Here is a 16,476-nt window from a genome sequence, read left to right as displayed (position 1 = left end):
CTAAAGTCGAAAATAGGGCTCTGAAGAATGGTGGGCTGGTCGGCAGAATTAATGTTCGCTACCGCATACCAAGCGCTACCCTGGCTACCATCTACCCCGCTAAATGTGGCGTAGCCGCTCGGCAAAGGACCGTGCTGCCAGCTATTACCACTAACGGCACTGCTAGGTATCCAGGCGCCATTCGTCGTATTAAAATCTTCTACAAATGGATAGGTGTCTATCACTTGCGAGAGGCTTCTCACAAAAGCATCGTTCGCCGTATAGCCATCCGAAGGCAAAGCGGTGCTAGACGTGATGACATAGACCCCTGGGGCAGACATGTTGAGGGTTCCGGCTATGGGATGCAGTACCGTGGCACCCGCCGATATCAATCCCGAGTAGGTACTATTGAGGGTAATAGGTATAGGCCCTGCTACATTAATGGTAATGGGGAGGTTTACAAGTGTAATATCCTCGTTGCTGTAATTAGTAAGCTGAATCTGTACACTCTGGCTAGCCCCGTATCTGGCTGCGCATCCAAGCGGGGCGGGAGAGACCAAATTACTGACGCCCACATCGGGGTCGGCATACAGAACGAGGTCATCGATAAACCAGGCACGGCTAGATGGCGAACCATTGTCGTCATAGAGCCAGCGAAACCGCAGATCTGCCTGGTTATAGGTGCTGGCCGGCAAAGAAATGATCTCCATGGAAGGGCTGGCGGCAGAGCCCCTGGCTGCCACGCCATAGGTAGCAAGATCTGTCCAGCTCCCCCCTGCTATACTTACCTGCACGCGGCCAATGCGTCCCTCTGTTCCGGGCCATACCTGGTAAAAGCTCAGCTTCAGGTTGGTGCGCCCACTAGCACTATAGGAGCTGGTAACAAGCTCTGCGATATTACCTACAGCAGTCGGATCATTAAACGCTAGATAGGTACCACCGCTGACGCTACCCAGCACCGGACTGTTCTGGAAATTCCAGGTTGTGCTCAAGCCCAGGGCCGTATTTGTCCACCCGGCGGGAAGCGTGCTGCTGGAGAAGTTCTGCCGAAAAAGAACATCTGCCTCAGCATAACGAATGCTCAACAAACCAAATAGCAGGGCAACAAAAGCAAACCGAAATGATAGTACCTTCATAATCAAACAGATAAACGTTAGCCAGAAGCCAGAAATTCAGGTAAATCGAGAGGCGAGGCTTTTCCAGTTATTTTAAATAAAATCAAATATATAAATCTTATGGTTCAAAAAACTCGCTTTTGTACAAAAAAACAAAAAAAATAGCCGTGATTTTCGGAATACTAAATACAGGAGCACAACTTATTTGCATTCTCAGCAATCCTGCGAAGGACATTAGGTAGGCTGGTACAGTAGCCCACTGCTTAAATCCTCTGATTTTTGGGGTAGTGGGCAGGCAGGCGATAAATAGCCCAAGCCGAACTTCTTTCACACGAAGAGGTCCAGCGGAGGAGTTGGGTGAAGAAGATAACAAATAGGCAGGCCGACTTCGGCAGGCTCCCGTCTCCGCCCTACTCCCAAACGAAGGTGATGGCCTGCTTCAGGTCTGGGTGCAGGCTGAGGGCTACCGGGCAGGCACGCCCCTCGGCCTCTAGCAGGGTCTTCTGCGCATCGGTCAGCTTCCCTGCCAGGTACAGCGTCAGGCGTACCTCTGCCACCCGGCGTGGGGCCGGGCTCATCCGCTTCTCCACCTCTGCGCACATGGCTGGCTCGGGTATGTCGTGCTGCCTGCAGCGGATGACTATAATTGTCATCATACACATGCCCAGGCTGGTAGCCAGCAGGTCGGTAGGGCTGAAGGCTTCGCCCCTGCCATGGTTATCCGTAGGTGCATCGGTAAGCAGGACACTGCCACTCTGCAGGTGCGTAGCCTGCACCCGCAGGTCCGATACATAGTCAAGCTTGCTGGTAAGCGCCATAAAACAGAACGGAAGGAATACGGACGGGAGGGAAAAACTGACTAGTTGAGCAAAAAGCTGGCTACAAGGGTAAAGGCCGGGATCTTTACTTCAAACTCTGATCCATCCATGCGTGCCATAGTGTAGTATCCATCCATGGTGCCGATGGGTGTTTTCAGCACACTGCCACTCACATAGGCATGGGTCTGGCCTGGCTGTAGCACAGGCTGCTGGCCTACCACTCCCTCGCCCCGCACCTCCCTGCGTTCGCCCAGGGCATCCTGTATCAGCCAGCGGCGGCGCAGTAGCTGCACCGTGTGCCCGGTTTCGTTCGCAATGGTGATGTGGTAGGCAAAGACAAAGGTGTTGTTCTTCTGGCTGCTCTGCTCGGGCACATAGGCGGTGCGAACACTGATGCGAACCCCATGGGTTACCAAAGTGGCTGTAGAAAACTCCATATAGCGGTGTGTAGCAAACAAAAATAGGCCTTTCCGCCAGTATCCACAAGCGCGGGGGCCGATATGCCTGGGCAAAATACAGCAGCCCTATCCGCCCAGGCGCTGTCCATGGGGCTGGTAGCCATTGACAAAGGCCTGGGCAGTCATGGCAGGCTTTCCCTCGGGCTTCAGCTCCAGCAGCTCCAGCCAGCCATCCTGTGTGGCTACCAGCAGGCACCGGGCGGCCACACGCAGTGTGCCCGGTACGGCCTGTGCCTCACCGGGGGCCTCCGGCATTTTGCTCCTCAGCACTTTCAGCAGCTTGCCCTCATAGGTGGTATGGGCTGCCGGGAAGGGGTTTAGCCCGCGAATGCGGTTGTGCAGCTGGCGGGCTGGCAGGTTCCAGTCTAGCAGCCCATCTGCCGGAAAGAGCTTGGGCGCAGGCTTCAGGCCCTCGGCACCCGCTGGCTGGGGGTGGGGCTGTATCCTGCCTGCCGCTATATCGGCCACGGTATCCACCAGCAGCTGGGCGCCCAGCTGCATCAGGCGGGCATACAGCTCGCCCGTGGTTTCATCTGGGCCTATGGGGGTCTTTCGTGCAGCCAGTATCTGGCCTGTGTCTATTTCGTGCTCAATGTAGAAGGTGGTTACGCCTGTTTCCGTCTCGCCATTCAGTACGGCCCAGTGTATGGGGGCAGCCCCACGGTACTGGGGCAGCAGGCTGCCATGCAGGTTGATGGTGCCACGGGGGGGCATGGCCCATACCTCGGCGGGCAGCATGCGGAAGGCCACTACCACAAACAGATCGGCCTGTAGCGCGGCCAGCTGTGCCAGGAAGGCAGGATCCTTTAGCCGGGGGGGCTGTAGCACGGGCAGGTGCTGGGCCTGGGCCCACTGCTTCACTGCGCTGGCCTGTAGCCGCTGCCCCCTGCCGGCGGGCTTGTCCGGGGCTGTTACCACTGCGGCTACCTCGTGCCCCGCGGCATGCAGGGCAGCTAGCGAGGCTACGGCAAAATCTGGCGTGCCCATGAAAACCAGACGCATCAGTAGATCAATTGGAGGTTTAGGTGCTGAACCAGCCGGGCCAGCTCGGGATTTTTTTCCATCATCGCCACCAGGCGTTCCTGTGCTGTCAGGGGCTTCTCCACATCCTCGGGGGGGCTTAGGCTGGGGTCTAGCAGGATCTCCAGCACCAGGGTGGGATTCTCGGTTTTGGCGCGCAGATAGCTTACCAGCTCCTCGCGCGCCTTCTCCAGGTCTATGCGGTTTATCTCAGCCCGAACACGGCAGATCCAGGTATTGAGGTCGAACTCAGGTGGGGCGGCGCGCAGGGCGGCCCCCAGCATGCGTCGGTCTCCCAGCTCCTCTGCCACAAACTGATCCAGCGCCTGGCGAAAAGCGTGGGGCGCTATGGGCTGGGCTACCAGGATTTCCTCTGGCTGGGCCCGCTCCTCCTCCATGGCATCCAGGGCATCCAGGTCTAGCTGCAGGGCATTTCTACGTGTACCCGCGCGCTTTGCCGGGGGGGCAGGATGCGCCTCGGCCTGCACGGGCCGATCATTGGGATCGGGCACCAGGCGTACCTGCGGGCTAGCCTGGGGCAAGGTATAAGCTGCCGGGTGTGCTTCCACCTGGGGCACACTGCCCGGGCCATCCCCACTGGGGGTGGCGGTATAGGCTGGCTGTACGGAGGGCGCAGGGATGGTGGCCGCTGTGGTGGCCGCTACGGGAGGGGCCAGCTCAGGCTTGGCTACCTTTTTTTTTTGCCCGTCCGTTTCCGGAAGGGTGGCGAGGCTGAGCACCTGGGGCAGATGCGTAAGCTTGAGCAAGAGCAACTCTACCGTAAGGCGGGGCAGGGTGGCCGATCGGATTTTCTGTTCGGCCTCGCTAGCCAGGTTGAAGGCATTGAGTAGCACATTGGGCGGCAGCAGCTGGCTTTGCTCCAGGTAGCGCTGCTTCACCCCGTCGCTGGTTTCCAGCAGGGCCACGGTGCCGGGCTCATAGGCCACCAGCAGGTTTCGGAAGTGCTCTACGAGGCCCATCAGGAAATTGATGGGCTCAAAGCCCTTGTGGATGACCTCGTTCAGCAGCAGCAGGGCCTGGGGGTGGTCTTCGGCGGCCATGCAGTGCACCAGCCTGAAGTAGTACTCATAGTCGAGCACATTCAGGTTCTCCAGCACAGACTGGTAGGTAAGGTGCCCACCGCTGAAGTTTACAATCTGGTCAAAGATCGAGAGCGCATCGCGCAGGGCACCATCGGCCTTCAGGCCAATCAGCTGGAGGGCATCATACTCGGCCTCTATGTGCTCCTCCTCACATATCCACTGCAGGCGTTGGGCAATATCGTCTACCTGTATGCGGCGGAAGTCAAACTTCTGGCAGCGGCTGAGGATGGTAGGCAGGATCTTGTGCTTCTCGGTAGTGGCCAGGATAAAAAGCGCGTGCGGGGGTGGCTCTTCCAGCGTTTTCAGAAAAGCATTGAAGGCAGCCGTGCTGAGCATGTGCACCTCATCTATGATGTACACACTCTTGGCCCCGCCCTGGGGCACGTAGCGCAGGCGCTCTATCAGCTGGCGGATGTCCTCCACACTGTTGTTGCTGGCGGCATCCAGCTCAAAGATATTCAGGCTACGGCCCTCGTTAAAGTTTCGGCAGCTGTCGCAGGCATTGCAGGGGTCTCCGGTCTCGGTCAGGTTCTGGCAGTTTATGGCCTTGGCCAGGATGCGCGCACAGGTGGTTTTGCCCACACCACGCGGGCCGGTGAAGAGGAAGGCATGCCCCAGCTGGTCTTGCTTCAGGCCATTGCGCAGGGTGTTGGCCACATACTCCTGCCCCACCACATCGGCAAAGGTGCCGGGCCGGTACTTGCGCGCTGATACCACAAATCCACTTGCCATGCCGCTAAGGTACACAAAGCCATGGGGGCCTTGCAAGACATTTTTTGCAAATGGGCCAAGCGGTAGTCTCTGGCAACAGGCGCGCCACCCGCTGTGGCTACCCCACTACCCTATTGGGCCCTGTCTAGGCACGCTGGGGTACCCGCCCATCCACTGGCAGGCGGCCAATGGAGTGGTAGAGAAAACCGGCGGCCTCGGCATCTTCGGTGTCGAATACATTTCGCCCGTCAAAAATGACCGGGATCTTCAGGGCTTTCTTTACCCGCTGTAGGTCTGCACCTCTAAACTCATTCCATTCGGTAACGATTAGCAGGGCATCGGCCTGCTCCAGGGCGCTATACATGTCTTCGGCATAGCGGATGCCCAGCTGGGGGTAGTACTTCTGCACGGCAGCCATGGCCTCGGGGTCAAAGGCTACCACCTCGGCCCCCAGGGCCTGTAGTGCCTGGATGATGACCAAGGAGGGTGCCTCGCGTATGTCGTCGGTATTGGGCTTGAAGGCCAGGCCCCAGAGGGCGAAACGCTTGCCCTGCAGGTTGTCTCCCAGCACCGCTTTTATTTTTTCGACGATCACGGATTTTTGGCGCTGGTTTACCTCCATCACCGACTCCAGGATCTGAAAATGGTAGCCGTACTCGCGGGCGGTGAAGTGCAGGGCCTGCACATCCTTGGGGAAGCAGCTGCCCCCATAGCCCACACCAGCAAACAGGAAGCGGGGGCCAATGCGGGTGTCGGTGCCCACACCCTTGCGCACCATGTCTACATCTGCGCCCACGCGCTCGCACAGGTTGGCCACCTCATTCATAAAGGTAATTTTGGTAGCCAGAAAACTGTTTGCCGCGTATTTGGTTAGCTCACTGCTGCGCTCGTCCATAAAGATGACCGGGTTTCCGCTGCGCACAAAGGGCTTGTACAGCTGCTCCATCCGGGCGCGGGCGCGTTCGCTACGGGTGCCCACCACCACGCGGTCGGGTTTCATAAAGTCCTCCACGGCCCAGCCCTCGCGCAGGAACTCGGGGTTGCTCACCACATCGAAGGGTACGTTTGTTTTGGCCGCTATCACAGCCCGCACCTTGTCTGCCGTACCTACGGGTACGGTGCTTTTGTTTACAATAATGCGGTAGTCCGTCAGGTAGTCGGCTATCTGCTCGGCCACCTGCAGCACATACTTCAGGTCGGCGCTTCCGTCCTCCATCGGGGGGGTGGGTAGGGCCAGAAAGATGATCTCGGTTTCGGCCACGGCCCGCCGCAGGTCGTCGGTAAATTGCAGGCGGCCCTCCTTTACATTCCGGTCGAAGAGGGTTTTCAGTCCGGGTTCATAAATAGGAATATCTCCGCTGTGCAGGATGGCCAGCTTCTCGGGGTCGTTGTCCACACAGATCACCTGATTGCCTGATTCGGCAAAGCAAACGCCTGATACCAATCCCACATAGCCTGTGCCGATTACCGAAATATTCATGGTTTCTGATTTATATTGCAGCCCTGAAAAATATGAGAGCGCCCGGCAAAAATAACAAAAACCTGGTCTGCTGCCTGCTACTCTGCCTGGGTGGGTGTTTTTTCCCGCTGAATGGGCATGCACAAAAGAGTATAGCCGACTCCAGCATCAGTTTTTTTACCCTCAGCCCCTACTACCAGGCCAACTGGAGTGCGGGAACCCTGGCCGATCGGTTCGGCTTTCACAGCGGCCTGGGGGCACAGGTGGGCTATAAACACAAGCTGAACTTCTACTTTACCCTGGGGGCACACGCGCTGTTTGGGAATGTGGTGTATGAGCGAGGCATCATAGCCGACCTGGGCTATACCTATAGCTGGACAGACGGAGATGGCAGCACCCAGCGCACCGGCGGCTGGATAGACGGCCAGTTTGGCGCTGTGGAGCGTCCCTCGCTGTTTATGCGGGGCTACGCCATTCCACTACGGGTAGGCTATATTTTCAACCAGCTTCGGCTGGGCAAGCAGAACCCAAACTGCGGCCTGTTTGTGGAAACTGGCCTGCAGTTTATCCAGCACAAGATCCTGATCACCACCCCGTCCAATGCCGATATGCCCTACCTGAGCAGCGAGCTGAAAAAGGGCTACGACCGCCTGACCAACGGCCTGGGTACCCTGGCCAGCGTGGGCTATCAGTTTTACGGCAATCGGCGTTTCATAAACTTCTTTATCGCCCTGGATGCAGCCTTTAATGTAACACAGAACCGCCGCAGCTATAACTATGACACAGGCCTGCAGGACAACCGCAGCCGGAGCGATGTGCAGTACGGTGCCCGCATAGGCTGGACCCTGCCCATCTACGGCACCGCACCCGAAAAGTACTACTACTACTAGCCCTGCCTGCCCATGCGCCTGCTGCTGTATAGACTGGGACTGTGGGGCTACCGGCTGGTGGTGGGCCTGGCGGCCCTGCTGGGGCATGCCAAGGCACGCAAGTGGGTACAGGGCCGCAGGGGCTGGCGGCGGCAGCTGCCGCAGTTCGATAAGCCCTGCATCTGGCTACATGCCGCCTCGCTGGGCGAGTTTGAGCAGGGCAGGCCGGTACTGGAGGCCCTGCGTGCTGCCTGGCCGGATGTGCCCGTACTGGTTACATTCTTCTCCCCATCGGGCTACGAGGCCCGCCAGCACTATGATGCACAGGTGCGCTACCTGCCCCTGGACGGGCCCGCCACGGCCCGCACCTGGCTAGAGGCAATACCCATACGGCTGGCTATTTTTGTTAAATACGACTTTTGGTACTACTACCTGCGGGGGCTGCGGCAGCGGCAGGTGCCTACCTACCTGCTATCGGCCAGCGTGGTGCCCGGCAGCAGCATCTTCCGATGGCCACAGAAACCCCTGTATGGGCAGATGCTGGCCTGCTACACGCACATTTTTACGCAGAACGAAGAGACCCGGAAACTACTAGGGCAGCACTTTGGCCTCAGCGCGGTTAGCGTAAGCGGTGATACCCGCTTTGACCGGGCGATACAGGTACGTGCCACCGAGGCAGATTTCGGGCTGATTGAGCGCTGGCTGGCAGGACGCTTCTGTATACTGGGTGGCAGTACCTACCCGTACAGCGAGCAGCTGCTGGCCGAAGCCATGCAGCAGCCCGAGCTGCAAGATGCCGCCTGGATACTTGCCCCCCATACGGTAGACGAGGGGCACATTCAGCAGATCCTGCGGCGCTATGGGGCAGCAGCCGTGCGCCTGAGTGCGCTGCAGCCAGGGCAGCACAGCCGTGTACTGGTGGTAGACCGTATAGGCCTGCTGGCACGGCTGTACCGCCTGGCCCAGGTAGCCTATGTGGGGGGTGGCTTTCAGGCCGGTATTCACAACATACTGGAGCCCGCCGTATATGGCTGCTACACCCTGTATGGCCCCCGGCACCACAAGTTTCCCGAGGGGAGGGCCCTACAGGCGGCAGGCGGGGGCTGCGAGGTGCAGGATGCACACAGCCTGTGCCAACAGCTGGTGTGGGCCGCCACACAGCCCGAGGGGCTAGCACACAGGCAGGCCCAGGCCCGGCACTTTATCGAGCAACATGCGGGCGCCACTGGCCGGGTAATGCAAGCCCTGCTGGCACAGGCACAGTAGCTCCGTATCCCCCACAGCCGGTGCCTGCCAGGCCTGGCGCACTACTGCCGCAGGATGTGGCGCACCTTCCAGGCTATGGCTTCATCCTCCAGCAGGTTCATATAGTCCAGGATAGCCATAATCTCCTCCTTCTCCTTCAGCGAGATGAACTCCACCTCGCCATTGGGTACAAGGCGGCCTGTGCGGCCATTTGCAGCTGGGCTGATGTTCCGCATCAGAATGTTGTTAATCACGCTCCCTGTGCTGCTGCTGGCGGCTGTCAGCATCAGGTCTATCAGCTCATGCTCCAGCTTGTTCTGGGCCATGAAGATCCGCAGGGCTGTGAGGAAGTAGCCCCGCCAGATACGGCTGTTCCAGCTAAGGTACCGAATCTCGGAGTTCAAGTCTGGCTGCTCCTCTAGCGCCAGCTTGCTGCTCAGGTGCTTCACCAGCTTGTTCAGCTGGATCATCTCACTGGTATCCACATGCCCGTCTGCCTGGGCTACAAGGATGGACGGATATACCATAAGCAATACCTGAAATGCCTCTACCGTAATGGTGTAGTTCTGCCGCTGGTGGCGGTAGCGCTCGTAGAGCTGAGAAAACTCGGTGGCCATTTCCATATACGTACTGCTTGTGGTTCAGCGGGGTGCAAAACTATCTAAAACCCCCGTTATTTAGCGATCTTAGGCCTATCCGTTTAGGCTAGATACCCCTATCTCTTTCCCCCCATACTATTTATCTCGATAAACAAATTCGTACTAATACGCGCCTGCACGCAGCCCGCCGGAGGCCCTGGTAAGCGCCACGCCATACCCATGGCCCCATGGCTACTGGCAAAATAAGGGCAGCCCCCCATGAGATGAGTAACCCCATGAGATGAGTAACAAAGTATAGAGCGTAACGTATGGATCGTATACGCAAAACCGATTCGGCGTGTTTGACTTGGCGCCCGTTTGGCTACCAGTCTGGCTGCTTTTTTGCCAAAAAGGCCTTTAGCCCAATTTCGTACTCCACGGTCTTTCGGCTATGGCTAGCAATACGGGCCGCAAAATTAATCGCCTCCTTTTCGGGCATGTCGGCCAGATCTGCCAGCAGGCGCTTGGTTAGCTCTACCGAGCCGGGGCTGCTGCCCATCATCAGGCGCTGCACATAGTGCTGCACGTGGTCAGTCAGCTCGGCTGGTGGCACACAGGCATCGGCCAGGCCCATCTGCAGCAGGTCTGCTCCCGTATACAGCTGTGCCCCCAGCAGGAGCCTGCGGATAACTGCCGGTGCCAGACGCTGCCGCAAAACCGGAATGCTGACTGCGGGTACAAAGCCCCATTGCACATCCGGATAGCCCATTTCGGCCCCTTCTGCGGCAAATACGAAGTCGGCACAAAGAGCCAGGGTGCAGCCGCTGGATAGGGCGCGGCCGGCCACCTGGGCCACTACCACCTTTTTGTGCCGCCGGATCATCAGGTACAGCTCTACCACGTGGCCAATGGTAAGCAGCTGGTGATCCAGCTCTTCCGGTTGGGTTTCGGCCAGCTCCTGCACATCCAGCCCCTCGCAAAAGGACGGGCCCTGCCCGCACAGCACAACGGCCCGCACACGTGGATCGCGCTCGGCGGAGGCCAGGGCCTCTTTCAGGGCACGTATCAGCGCCCTATCCAGGCTATTGCGCTGCTCGGGGCGGTTCAGGCGCAGGGTGCATACCCGGTCCTTAATCTCTACTTCCAGGCTCATGGGCCAAAGGTACGGGGTTTCGGCGGAACCGTGCGCGGTATAGCCAGGCCCCCAAAACCGGCAGCACAATGGCCGCAGCCAGCAGCCCCGCCTGCCAGGCCGATAGGCGGATGTGCACCAGGGCCCACGGCAGCGCCTGCACCCAGTATACCGTATGGTTCATGGCCCATAGGCTGCCATACACCACCCAGGCCAGCAAAGCGGCCAGGGAATAAAAAGGGTGGAAAAACAAAAACAGCAGCCCCACCAGCATGGCGATAAAGACTATGGGCGTAAAAAGCAGATTGACCGGCAGAAAGTAGAGCGAGGTGGTGCCAAAATGGTGCAGGCTGAGGGGCAGCGTGAAAAGCTGGGCCGCCAAACTGACCACCAGGCAGCCATACACCCACTGCCAGGCGGTGGCGCGGGGCCGCCAGGCCTGGTACAGCAGGGGGGTGAGTAGCACGATGCCTGCCACGGCGGCGTAGCTAAGCTGGAAGCTGTAGTTGTAGAACAGCCGGGGGCTGGCCAGCAGCTGTAGCAGGCAGCAGGCACCCAGCAGGTTCAGTATGTGGGGGCGGCGTAGCAGCAGCCGGGCCCCCACCACAGCCAGGCTAAGCAGCACGGCCCGAACCACCGGGGGGCTTAGGCCGGTCATGCAGGCATACAGCGCCAGCAGCAGGCACACCCCACCCAGGCGCAGGTAGCGCCATCGGTCGGGCGGCAGCAGCCGGTCCATAAAGAAGTAGAGCAGCAGAGACAGCAGGCTCATGTGCAGGCCCGATAGGGAGAGCACATGGGTTACCCCGCCGCTGTTGTAGGCCTGGCGCAGGTCTCCGCCCAGCTCAGTCATCTCTCCCAGCAGGATGGCACGCGCCACAGCCAGCTCTGGCCCGGGCGGAAGGTAGCGGCCCAGCTGCTGGCTGAGGTGGTGCTGCAGCTGGCTGGGGTATATCCGCCAGCCAGCCCGGGCTAGCACGCGCGGGCAGTAGCTGCGCAGCCGGTGGCTAAGGCCCTGGCGGCGCAGGTAGCCCCAGTAGCCGGTGTGGGCCAGGGGTGCCAGGCTGCCCTGCACCTCTACCCACTGGCCTGCCAGGGCCTGCTGTGTGCAGCCCTGTGGCAGCTGTAGCAGCAGCTGGCCCGTGGCGGGCTGCCAGTGGCCCGCCCGGCGCACGTGGTGCACGGCTAGCCAGGCGCGTGGGCCGGTGCGGCTGGGCACGGGCGGGCTTAGCAGCTCGCCCCGCAGGTGCTGCGGGCCCGGGGTCAGGTGGGCCAGGTGGCCGGCGGGTTCCTCTGCACCCTGCTGCATCAGGCTAGCACCTAGCATGAACCAGACTGCCCACAGACACCACCACCACACGGCCATGCCCAGGCGGCGGCTAAGGTAGCGTGCAGCCAGTGCAGCCAGTGCCAGGGCAGCCCAGCCCCAGGCGAGCGAAACATAGCCTGCCGCCCCTATACCTGCGGCCAGGGCCAGGGCAGCCCACAGCAGGGGCATTTTGTGCCACAATACAGCAGGCAGATAGCGGCGGCAGTAGTGTGCAATTGACATAAAAAAAGGCCCGTTTGGGCCTTAGTTCTTTGCTGTACTGGCCGGGCGTAGGGCCCCTAGCGCAAGGAGAAATAGCCGCCACCTACGCTTACGCGGAGGTAGGCACCGGTCAGGCTGGCAGCCTTGGTGTCATCCAGGCTTCGGTCTCCCTCCCAGCTGCTGCCGCCTACGCCAAAGTAGCCGCCCAGTTCTAGCCCAAACGTAAGACCACCCTGCTTGTTTCGGGCCCATTTTGCCCCCAAGCCCAGCTCGACCAGGCCTTGGGTGGCGGTAAATTCCTTCTTCTCTACGGGCTGGATCAGTTCGCCCCTGGTACGTCCACCAAAATAAATGTCCTCGGAGCTGTAGTTTTCCACCTCCAGGGTGCCCTGCCCGATGAAGTGGTAGCCGGCGTAGGGGTAAAGCAGGAAGCTGTTCGTATACTCGTAGCGGGCAATGGAGGGGTCCCAGCGGTAGCGAGCCTTGTGCATCAGCAGGTAGCCTACGCGTGCGCCTACAAAAGACCAATATGAGTGGGCACTGCCAATCTCGGGGTCGGCATCTACCTCAGTTGCAGAACCCAGGGCGGTTCTCCGGTTGTAGTTGAGGCGCATGCCACCCACACCAACCATAATCTTCGAGCCAATGATCACATCTATACTGCCACCCAGCAGCATGCCCAGTGGGTTGTTTGAGTAATCGGACGAGGCGGAAAAAGTGCTGTCCAAGTCCTTCTCCAGGTCGGACTGCACACCGTAGGTAAAGCCGGGATTGAGCTGGCCCAGTATGCCCCACTTAAGCTTAACGGGCACGGACACTACATCCTTTGTGTAGGTAGTGGGCACGCCATCGGTGCCGAGCTGCAGCGTGTTCTCCTGTTTGGTTTCAGATTCGGTGGTGTCCTGGTTATCTTGCTGCGCAAGGGCAGTACCGGAAAAGAGCAGAAGGAGGAACAGAACTTTTTTCATTCCAGCGTTACGTTTAGGCTAGGCAAATATACAGTTTCCTGAACTACGCACAAGCAATAAAACAAGTAAGCTGAAGCAGAACTGAATACCACAGGGCCAGTAGTGCCGCTCCGACTAGCCTACAGGGCACTGAGTGGAAAGGTGTCGCCACTCACAAAGGCTCCCTTCTCATTCCGTACCACGTGCCCACACTCGTGGTAGGGGTCGTGCTCATAGAAAATCACCACCTGATCCTCTACCAGCCAGGGCAGATACTGCATGCGTTCTTCCAGGGTAAGCAGGGGGCGGGTGTCGTAGCCCATTACGTAGGGCAGGGGCAGGTGGCCATAGGTGGGGAAAAGGTCGGCGGCAAAAAGCACGGTGTGGCCCCGGTAGTGGATAACCGGTAGCTGCTGCGCCTCGGTGTGGCCATTCACCACCCGCAGGGCAAAGCCGGGAAACAGCTCCTGCGCCCCATCCAGCAGCCGTAGCTGGCCACTGGCAGCCAGGGGCTCCACGTTCAGCTTGAGGAAACTGGCCTTCTCTCGCTCATTGGGCCGGGTGGCCCAGTGCAGGTGGCTGCGCTGTACCCACACCTGTGCATGGGGAAAAGCGGGTGTATACCGGCCTGCTGCGGCATCCCACACATGGGTGCCCCCACAGTGGTCAAAGTGCAGGTGCGTGAGCACCAGGTCTGTAACATCGGCGCGGCCAAAGCCATGCTCCGCCAGGCCGCGGTCCAGCCAGCCCTCGTTCTCCAGTACATAGATCTGCCGAAAACGGGCATCGTGCTGCTCGCCTATGCCATTGTCTATCAGCACCAGCCGGTCGCCTGCCTCTACCAGCAGGCAGCGCATGGCCATCTCTATGCGGTTGTCTGCATCTGCGGGGTTGGTGCGGTTCCAGAGTGTTTTGGGCACCACGCCGAACATGGCGCCGCCGTCCAGCTTAAACTTGCCCGCATGGATGGAATAAAGCTTCATGCCCAAAGATAGCGGGCCGCGCCACATTTATCGCCCAGTGGCAGGAAGTTTGCCGCCGAAGCCCTGCCGCACGGTGGGGCAAGGCCCCTGGCACGGGCAAATCGGCAGCTATCCATTCATGGAGTACACGGTAGGATACGCACAGGCCTATGGGCAAAAACCAATGGGCAAAAAAAAGTGCCGCCTTGTATAAAGCGGCACCGAGCTGTGTGCACTTGTAGGGATTCGAACCCCAAACCTTCTGATCCGTAGTCAGATGCTCTATCCAGTTGAGCTACAAGTGCGAATAGGGGGGCAAATATAGAACTCGTATTTTTATGTAGCAAGCAAAAAGCGTCGGACGATTATACTATTTTTGGGCCATGAAAATAGCAGTGGACACAAGCCAGGTAAAGCACAGGATGGATGCCGTGCGCGGCGAGCTTGCCAAGGTGCTGGTGGGACAGGCAGAGCTGGTAGACCGGCTCATGGTGGCCCTGCTAACGGGTGGCCATGTGCTGCTAGAGGGCGTTCCGGGCCTGGCCAAGAGCCTTACGGTAAGCAGCCTGGCCCAGTGCCTGGATCTGGACTTCAGCCGCATCCAGTTCACGCCGGATCTACTGCCGGCAGACCTGGTGGGCACCCTGATATACAACCAGCGCGAAGGCGACTTTCGTGTGCGCAAGGGGCCGGTTTTTGCCAACCTGATCCTGGCAGACGAGATAAACCGGGCGCCAGCCAAGGTGCAGAGTGCCCTGCTGGAAGCCATGCAGGAGCGGCAGGTAACCATAGGCGACGAAACCTACCCACTGAACATGCCTTTTGTGGTAATGGCTACGCAGAACCCCATAGACCAGGAGGGGACCTATGCCCTGCCCGAGGCACAGATGGACCGATTCCTCTTCCGGGTGCACCTGGACTACCCCAGCCGCGAGGAAGAGCGGCAGATACTGCGCCGCATGGCCGTGCCTGGGCCGCCGGCCCGGCTGGCCGCTGTGCTGCACGGCACAGACATTATGGCCCTGCGCACCCTAATACCCGGTGTGCGCATAGAGGAGCGCCTGGAACACTATATCCTGAACCTTGTAGAGGCTACCCGCTACCCGGCCCGGCTAGGGCTGCCCCAGCTGCAGCCATACATTGAGTACGGAGCCTCTCCCCGTGGCTCTATTGCCCTGGCCCTGGCTGCCAGGGGCCGTGCCCTGCTGGAGGGGAGAGACTATGCCACACCCGAGGATGTGAAGGCGCAAGCCGCCGATGTGCTAAATCACCGCATCATTACCACCTACGAGGCCGATGCAGAACGCCTGACGGGCAAAGACCTTGTCCGCACCATCCTGGACAAAGTGCCCATCTAGGCACATGCCCAGGGGCATAGGGCAGAAGCACGATACCGCGTAGCACACTGCCCAACGCTGCTATACCCTACCCTATTTTCAGCTTATAGTCAATCAGACTCTGTATGTGGTAGGGCTTCTGCAGGCTGTGCAGCAGCTCATTGGCCACCTCATTATGCTGGTCTATCACCCTGCGTAGCACGCCCGGATGCTGTATATAGTCTGGCAGTAGCTGGCTATTCAGCACCACCATCGGCTTTCGGTCTCGGTACTTCATCCCCCGGGCCAGCAGAAAGCTATCGTAGTTCTGCCGGTTAAACTGGATAAAAAGCTTGTTGTCCGTGTTGTGCAGGAGCCCTACCTCTGTGTGTACCGAGATGTACCAGGCCGGGCCGCTGACCGTACGACGAAAGAATGGGGCGTTTTCAATCGTCAGGTTAATGATGTGGTCTTTGGTGGTACCAAATTCAAACTCGCCTATACGTACCATGTTGTCAAAGCCCACGGCTTCTTCCAGAATGCGCTCCAGCATAACCGAGGCCTCCTGGCGGGTGGTTTCTACATTGAACTTGGGTGCCTTCAGCTCGGTGCGAATCAGCTCCAGCAGGTTTTGAGTCAGCTCTGCTTCATCAAACGGTAGCTCGTTAAACTCGCTCTGGATCACCTTGTAGTAGCCCTCGGCGGTGCTCACCGTCTCAAAGAGTACGCGGTCTAGCCATGCCTCAAAGTAGCAGCCTTGTGGCAGGAACCAGCCAAAGCACACCTGCTGCCCGGGCGATATGTAAAAACTGCCAAACGGAAAAAAGCTATTGTTGTGGTGAATAATGTTCCACAAAAAGATCTTGTTTCGCGCTACCTGCTGTAGTAGCTGGCACTCAAAGCGTAGCCCCCTGGCCGAGGTGTGGGCCTCTATGCTTAGCAGGTTTGTTTGGGCCTTCAGTGCATCCCCCTTTACCTCTATCTGCCGGAGTCCGATCCGTTGCAGCGTCTTCTTTACGTCTTCTATGTTTAGCATAGCTGGGGGGGGTTAGGGGTAGTGGTTGCCCAAATAAGCAGAAAGCGTGCGTATGCTTGCCTGTACTTTCGCCTACATGCACACCCACAGCCCCTGCCAACCCCTGTGGATAATCGCATCGAATGCCTGGGCCGCGGGGGCACACAGCCCCACTTTTCGGAATATTCCGTTAATTTTGGCTGGCCCTATTCTACACG

15 protein-coding genes and 1 tRNA gene are annotated in these 16,476 nt (G+C 59.0%); 3 read left to right on the top strand and 13 right to left on the bottom strand.

Translation table 11 applies throughout. The features are described from left to right. The 6 genes from LW884_05555 to LW884_05530 all read right to left on the bottom strand — a co-directional run. A partial coding sequence (locus LW884_05555) for a hypothetical protein (protein MCE3007798.1) occupies positions 1-1,115 on the bottom strand: 1,115 nt, incomplete at its 3' end. Positions 1,116-1,504: 389 nt separating this feature from the next. Next, positions 1,505-1,912, bottom strand: coding sequence for an OsmC family protein (locus LW884_05550; protein ID MCE3007797.1), 408 nt, complete (start codon positions 1,910-1,912; stop codon positions 1,505-1,507). A gap of 41 nt (positions 1,913-1,953) precedes the next feature. Then, positions 1,954-2,349: a Co2+/Mg2+ efflux protein ApaG gene (apaG, locus tag LW884_05545; GenBank protein ID MCE3007796.1), complete on the bottom strand. Its 396-nt coding sequence runs from the start codon at positions 2,347-2,349 to the stop codon at positions 1,954-1,956. 87 nt (positions 2,350-2,436) lie between these two features. Continuing rightward, complete coding sequence (fmt, locus tag LW884_05540) at positions 2,437-3,372, bottom strand: methionyl-tRNA formyltransferase (protein ID MCE3007795.1); 936 nt, start codon at positions 3,370-3,372, stop codon at positions 2,437-2,439. Further along, the gene (gene dnaX, locus LW884_05535) at positions 3,372-5,225 is read right to left on the bottom strand and encodes a DNA polymerase III subunit gamma/tau (protein ID MCE3007794.1); all 1,854 of its coding nucleotides are present in this window, start codon (positions 5,223-5,225) and stop codon (positions 3,372-3,374) included. Before dnaX ends, fmt begins: the two co-directional genes overlap by 1 nt. A gap of 124 nt (positions 5,226-5,349) precedes the next feature. After that, positions 5,350-6,684 carry a UDP-glucose/GDP-mannose dehydrogenase family protein gene (locus LW884_05530; protein ID MCE3007793.1) on the bottom strand — a complete coding sequence of 445 codons (1,335 nt, stop codon included), beginning with the start codon at positions 6,682-6,684 and terminating at the stop codon, positions 5,350-5,352. A gap of 32 nt (positions 6,685-6,716) precedes the next feature. On the opposite strand from LW884_05530, the gene LW884_05525 reads away from it, so the two are divergent. Both LW884_05525 and LW884_05520 read left to right on the top strand, forming a co-directional pair. Next, entirely contained in the window at positions 6,717-7,553 is an 837-nt protein-coding gene (locus tag LW884_05525; GenBank protein ID MCE3007792.1) for a hypothetical protein, read from the top strand. A 12-nt stretch (positions 7,554-7,565) separates the two neighbouring features. Then, the gene (locus tag LW884_05520; GenBank protein ID MCE3007791.1) at positions 7,566-8,798 is read left to right on the top strand and encodes a 3-deoxy-D-manno-octulosonic acid transferase; all 1,233 of its coding nucleotides are present in this window, start codon (positions 7,566-7,568) and stop codon (positions 8,796-8,798) included. A gap of 41 nt (positions 8,799-8,839) precedes the next feature. Here LW884_05520 and LW884_05515 read toward each other — a convergent pair whose 3' ends face one another. The 6 genes from LW884_05515 to LW884_05490 form a co-directional block, all read right to left on the bottom strand. Further along, entirely contained in the window at positions 8,840-9,400 is a 561-nt protein-coding gene (locus LW884_05515; GenBank protein ID MCE3007790.1) for a hypothetical protein, read from the bottom strand. Between the two features lie 337 nt (positions 9,401-9,737). Then, entirely contained in the window at positions 9,738-10,508 is a 771-nt protein-coding gene (locus LW884_05510; GenBank protein ID MCE3007789.1) for an enoyl-CoA hydratase/isomerase family protein, read from the bottom strand. Then, positions 10,486-12,039: a ComEC family competence protein gene (locus tag LW884_05505; GenBank protein ID MCE3007788.1), complete on the bottom strand. Its 1,554-nt coding sequence runs from the start codon at positions 12,037-12,039 to the stop codon at positions 10,486-10,488. The genes LW884_05510 and LW884_05505 overlap by 23 nt, the downstream gene beginning before the upstream one ends. A gap of 56 nt (positions 12,040-12,095) precedes the next feature. After that, entirely contained in the window at positions 12,096-12,986 is an 891-nt protein-coding gene (locus tag LW884_05500) for a hypothetical protein (GenBank protein MCE3007787.1), read from the bottom strand. A gap of 119 nt (positions 12,987-13,105) precedes the next feature. Next, entirely contained in the window at positions 13,106-13,948 is an 843-nt protein-coding gene (locus tag LW884_05495) for an MBL fold metallo-hydrolase (GenBank protein ID MCE3007786.1), read from the bottom strand. Positions 13,949-14,158: 210 nt separating this feature from the next. Beyond that, positions 14,159-14,232: transfer RNA gene (locus LW884_05490), tRNA-Arg, on the bottom strand. 78 nt (positions 14,233-14,310) lie between these two features. On the opposite strand from LW884_05490, the gene LW884_05485 reads away from it, so the two are divergent. Beyond that, positions 14,311-15,285: a MoxR family ATPase gene (locus LW884_05485; GenBank protein ID MCE3007785.1), complete on the top strand. Its 975-nt coding sequence runs from the start codon at positions 14,311-14,313 to the stop codon at positions 15,283-15,285. Positions 15,286-15,352: 67 nt separating this feature from the next. On the opposite strand, the gene LW884_05480 is transcribed toward LW884_05485, so the two are convergent. Next, positions 15,353-16,279 (bottom strand): hypothetical protein, encoded by a 927-nt coding sequence (locus LW884_05480; GenBank protein MCE3007784.1) that lies wholly within the window; start codon positions 16,277-16,279, stop codon positions 15,353-15,355. Positions 16,280-16,476 lie beyond the last annotated feature (197 nt).

This window comes from Bacteroidota bacterium, from assembly GCA_021300195.1.
GTDB lineage: Bacteria > Bacteroidota > Bacteroidia > J057 > JAJTIE01 > JAJTIE01.
Note: the sequence above shows the minus strand (reverse complement) of the source record. Positions and strands in the feature narration are given on the sequence as shown.

Excerpts from the sequence above, each read along its gene's own strand:
- LW884_05495 (MCE3007786.1), bottom strand. The coding sequence starts at position 13,948 with ATGAAGCTTTATTCCATCCATGCGGGCAAGTTTAAGCTGGACGGCGGC.
- LW884_05520 (MCE3007791.1), top strand. The coding sequence starts at position 7,566 with ATGCGCCTGCTGCTGTATAGACTGGGACTGTGGGGCTACCGGCTGGTG.
- apaG (MCE3007796.1), bottom strand. The coding sequence starts at position 2,349 with ATGGAGTTTTCTACAGCCACTTTGGTAACCCATGGGGTTCGCATCAGT.
- LW884_05550 (MCE3007797.1), bottom strand. The coding sequence starts at position 1,912 with ATGGCGCTTACCAGCAAGCTTGACTATGTATCGGACCTGCGGGTGCAG.
- LW884_05525 (MCE3007792.1), top strand. The coding sequence starts at position 6,717 with ATGAGAGCGCCCGGCAAAAATAACAAAAACCTGGTCTGCTGCCTGCTA.
- LW884_05515 (MCE3007790.1), bottom strand. The coding sequence starts at position 9,400 with ATGGAAATGGCCACCGAGTTTTCTCAGCTCTACGAGCGCTACCGCCAC.
- LW884_05505 (MCE3007788.1), bottom strand. The coding sequence starts at position 12,039 with ATGTCAATTGCACACTACTGCCGCCGCTATCTGCCTGCTGTATTGTGG.
- LW884_05510 (MCE3007789.1), bottom strand. The coding sequence starts at position 10,508 with ATGAGCCTGGAAGTAGAGATTAAGGACCGGGTATGCACCCTGCGCCTG.
- LW884_05485 (MCE3007785.1), top strand. The coding sequence starts at position 14,311 with ATGAAAATAGCAGTGGACACAAGCCAGGTAAAGCACAGGATGGATGCC.
- LW884_05500 (MCE3007787.1), bottom strand. The coding sequence starts at position 12,986 with ATGAAAAAAGTTCTGTTCCTCCTTCTGCTCTTTTCCGGTACTGCCCTT.
- LW884_05530 (MCE3007793.1), bottom strand. The coding sequence starts at position 6,684 with ATGAATATTTCGGTAATCGGCACAGGCTATGTGGGATTGGTATCAGGC.
- fmt (MCE3007795.1), bottom strand. The coding sequence starts at position 3,372 with ATGCGTCTGGTTTTCATGGGCACGCCAGATTTTGCCGTAGCCTCGCTA.
- dnaX (MCE3007794.1), bottom strand. The coding sequence starts at position 5,225 with ATGGCAAGTGGATTTGTGGTATCAGCGCGCAAGTACCGGCCCGGCACC.
- LW884_05480 (MCE3007784.1), bottom strand. The coding sequence starts at position 16,279 with ATGCTAAACATAGAAGACGTAAAGAAGACGCTGCAACGGATCGGACTC.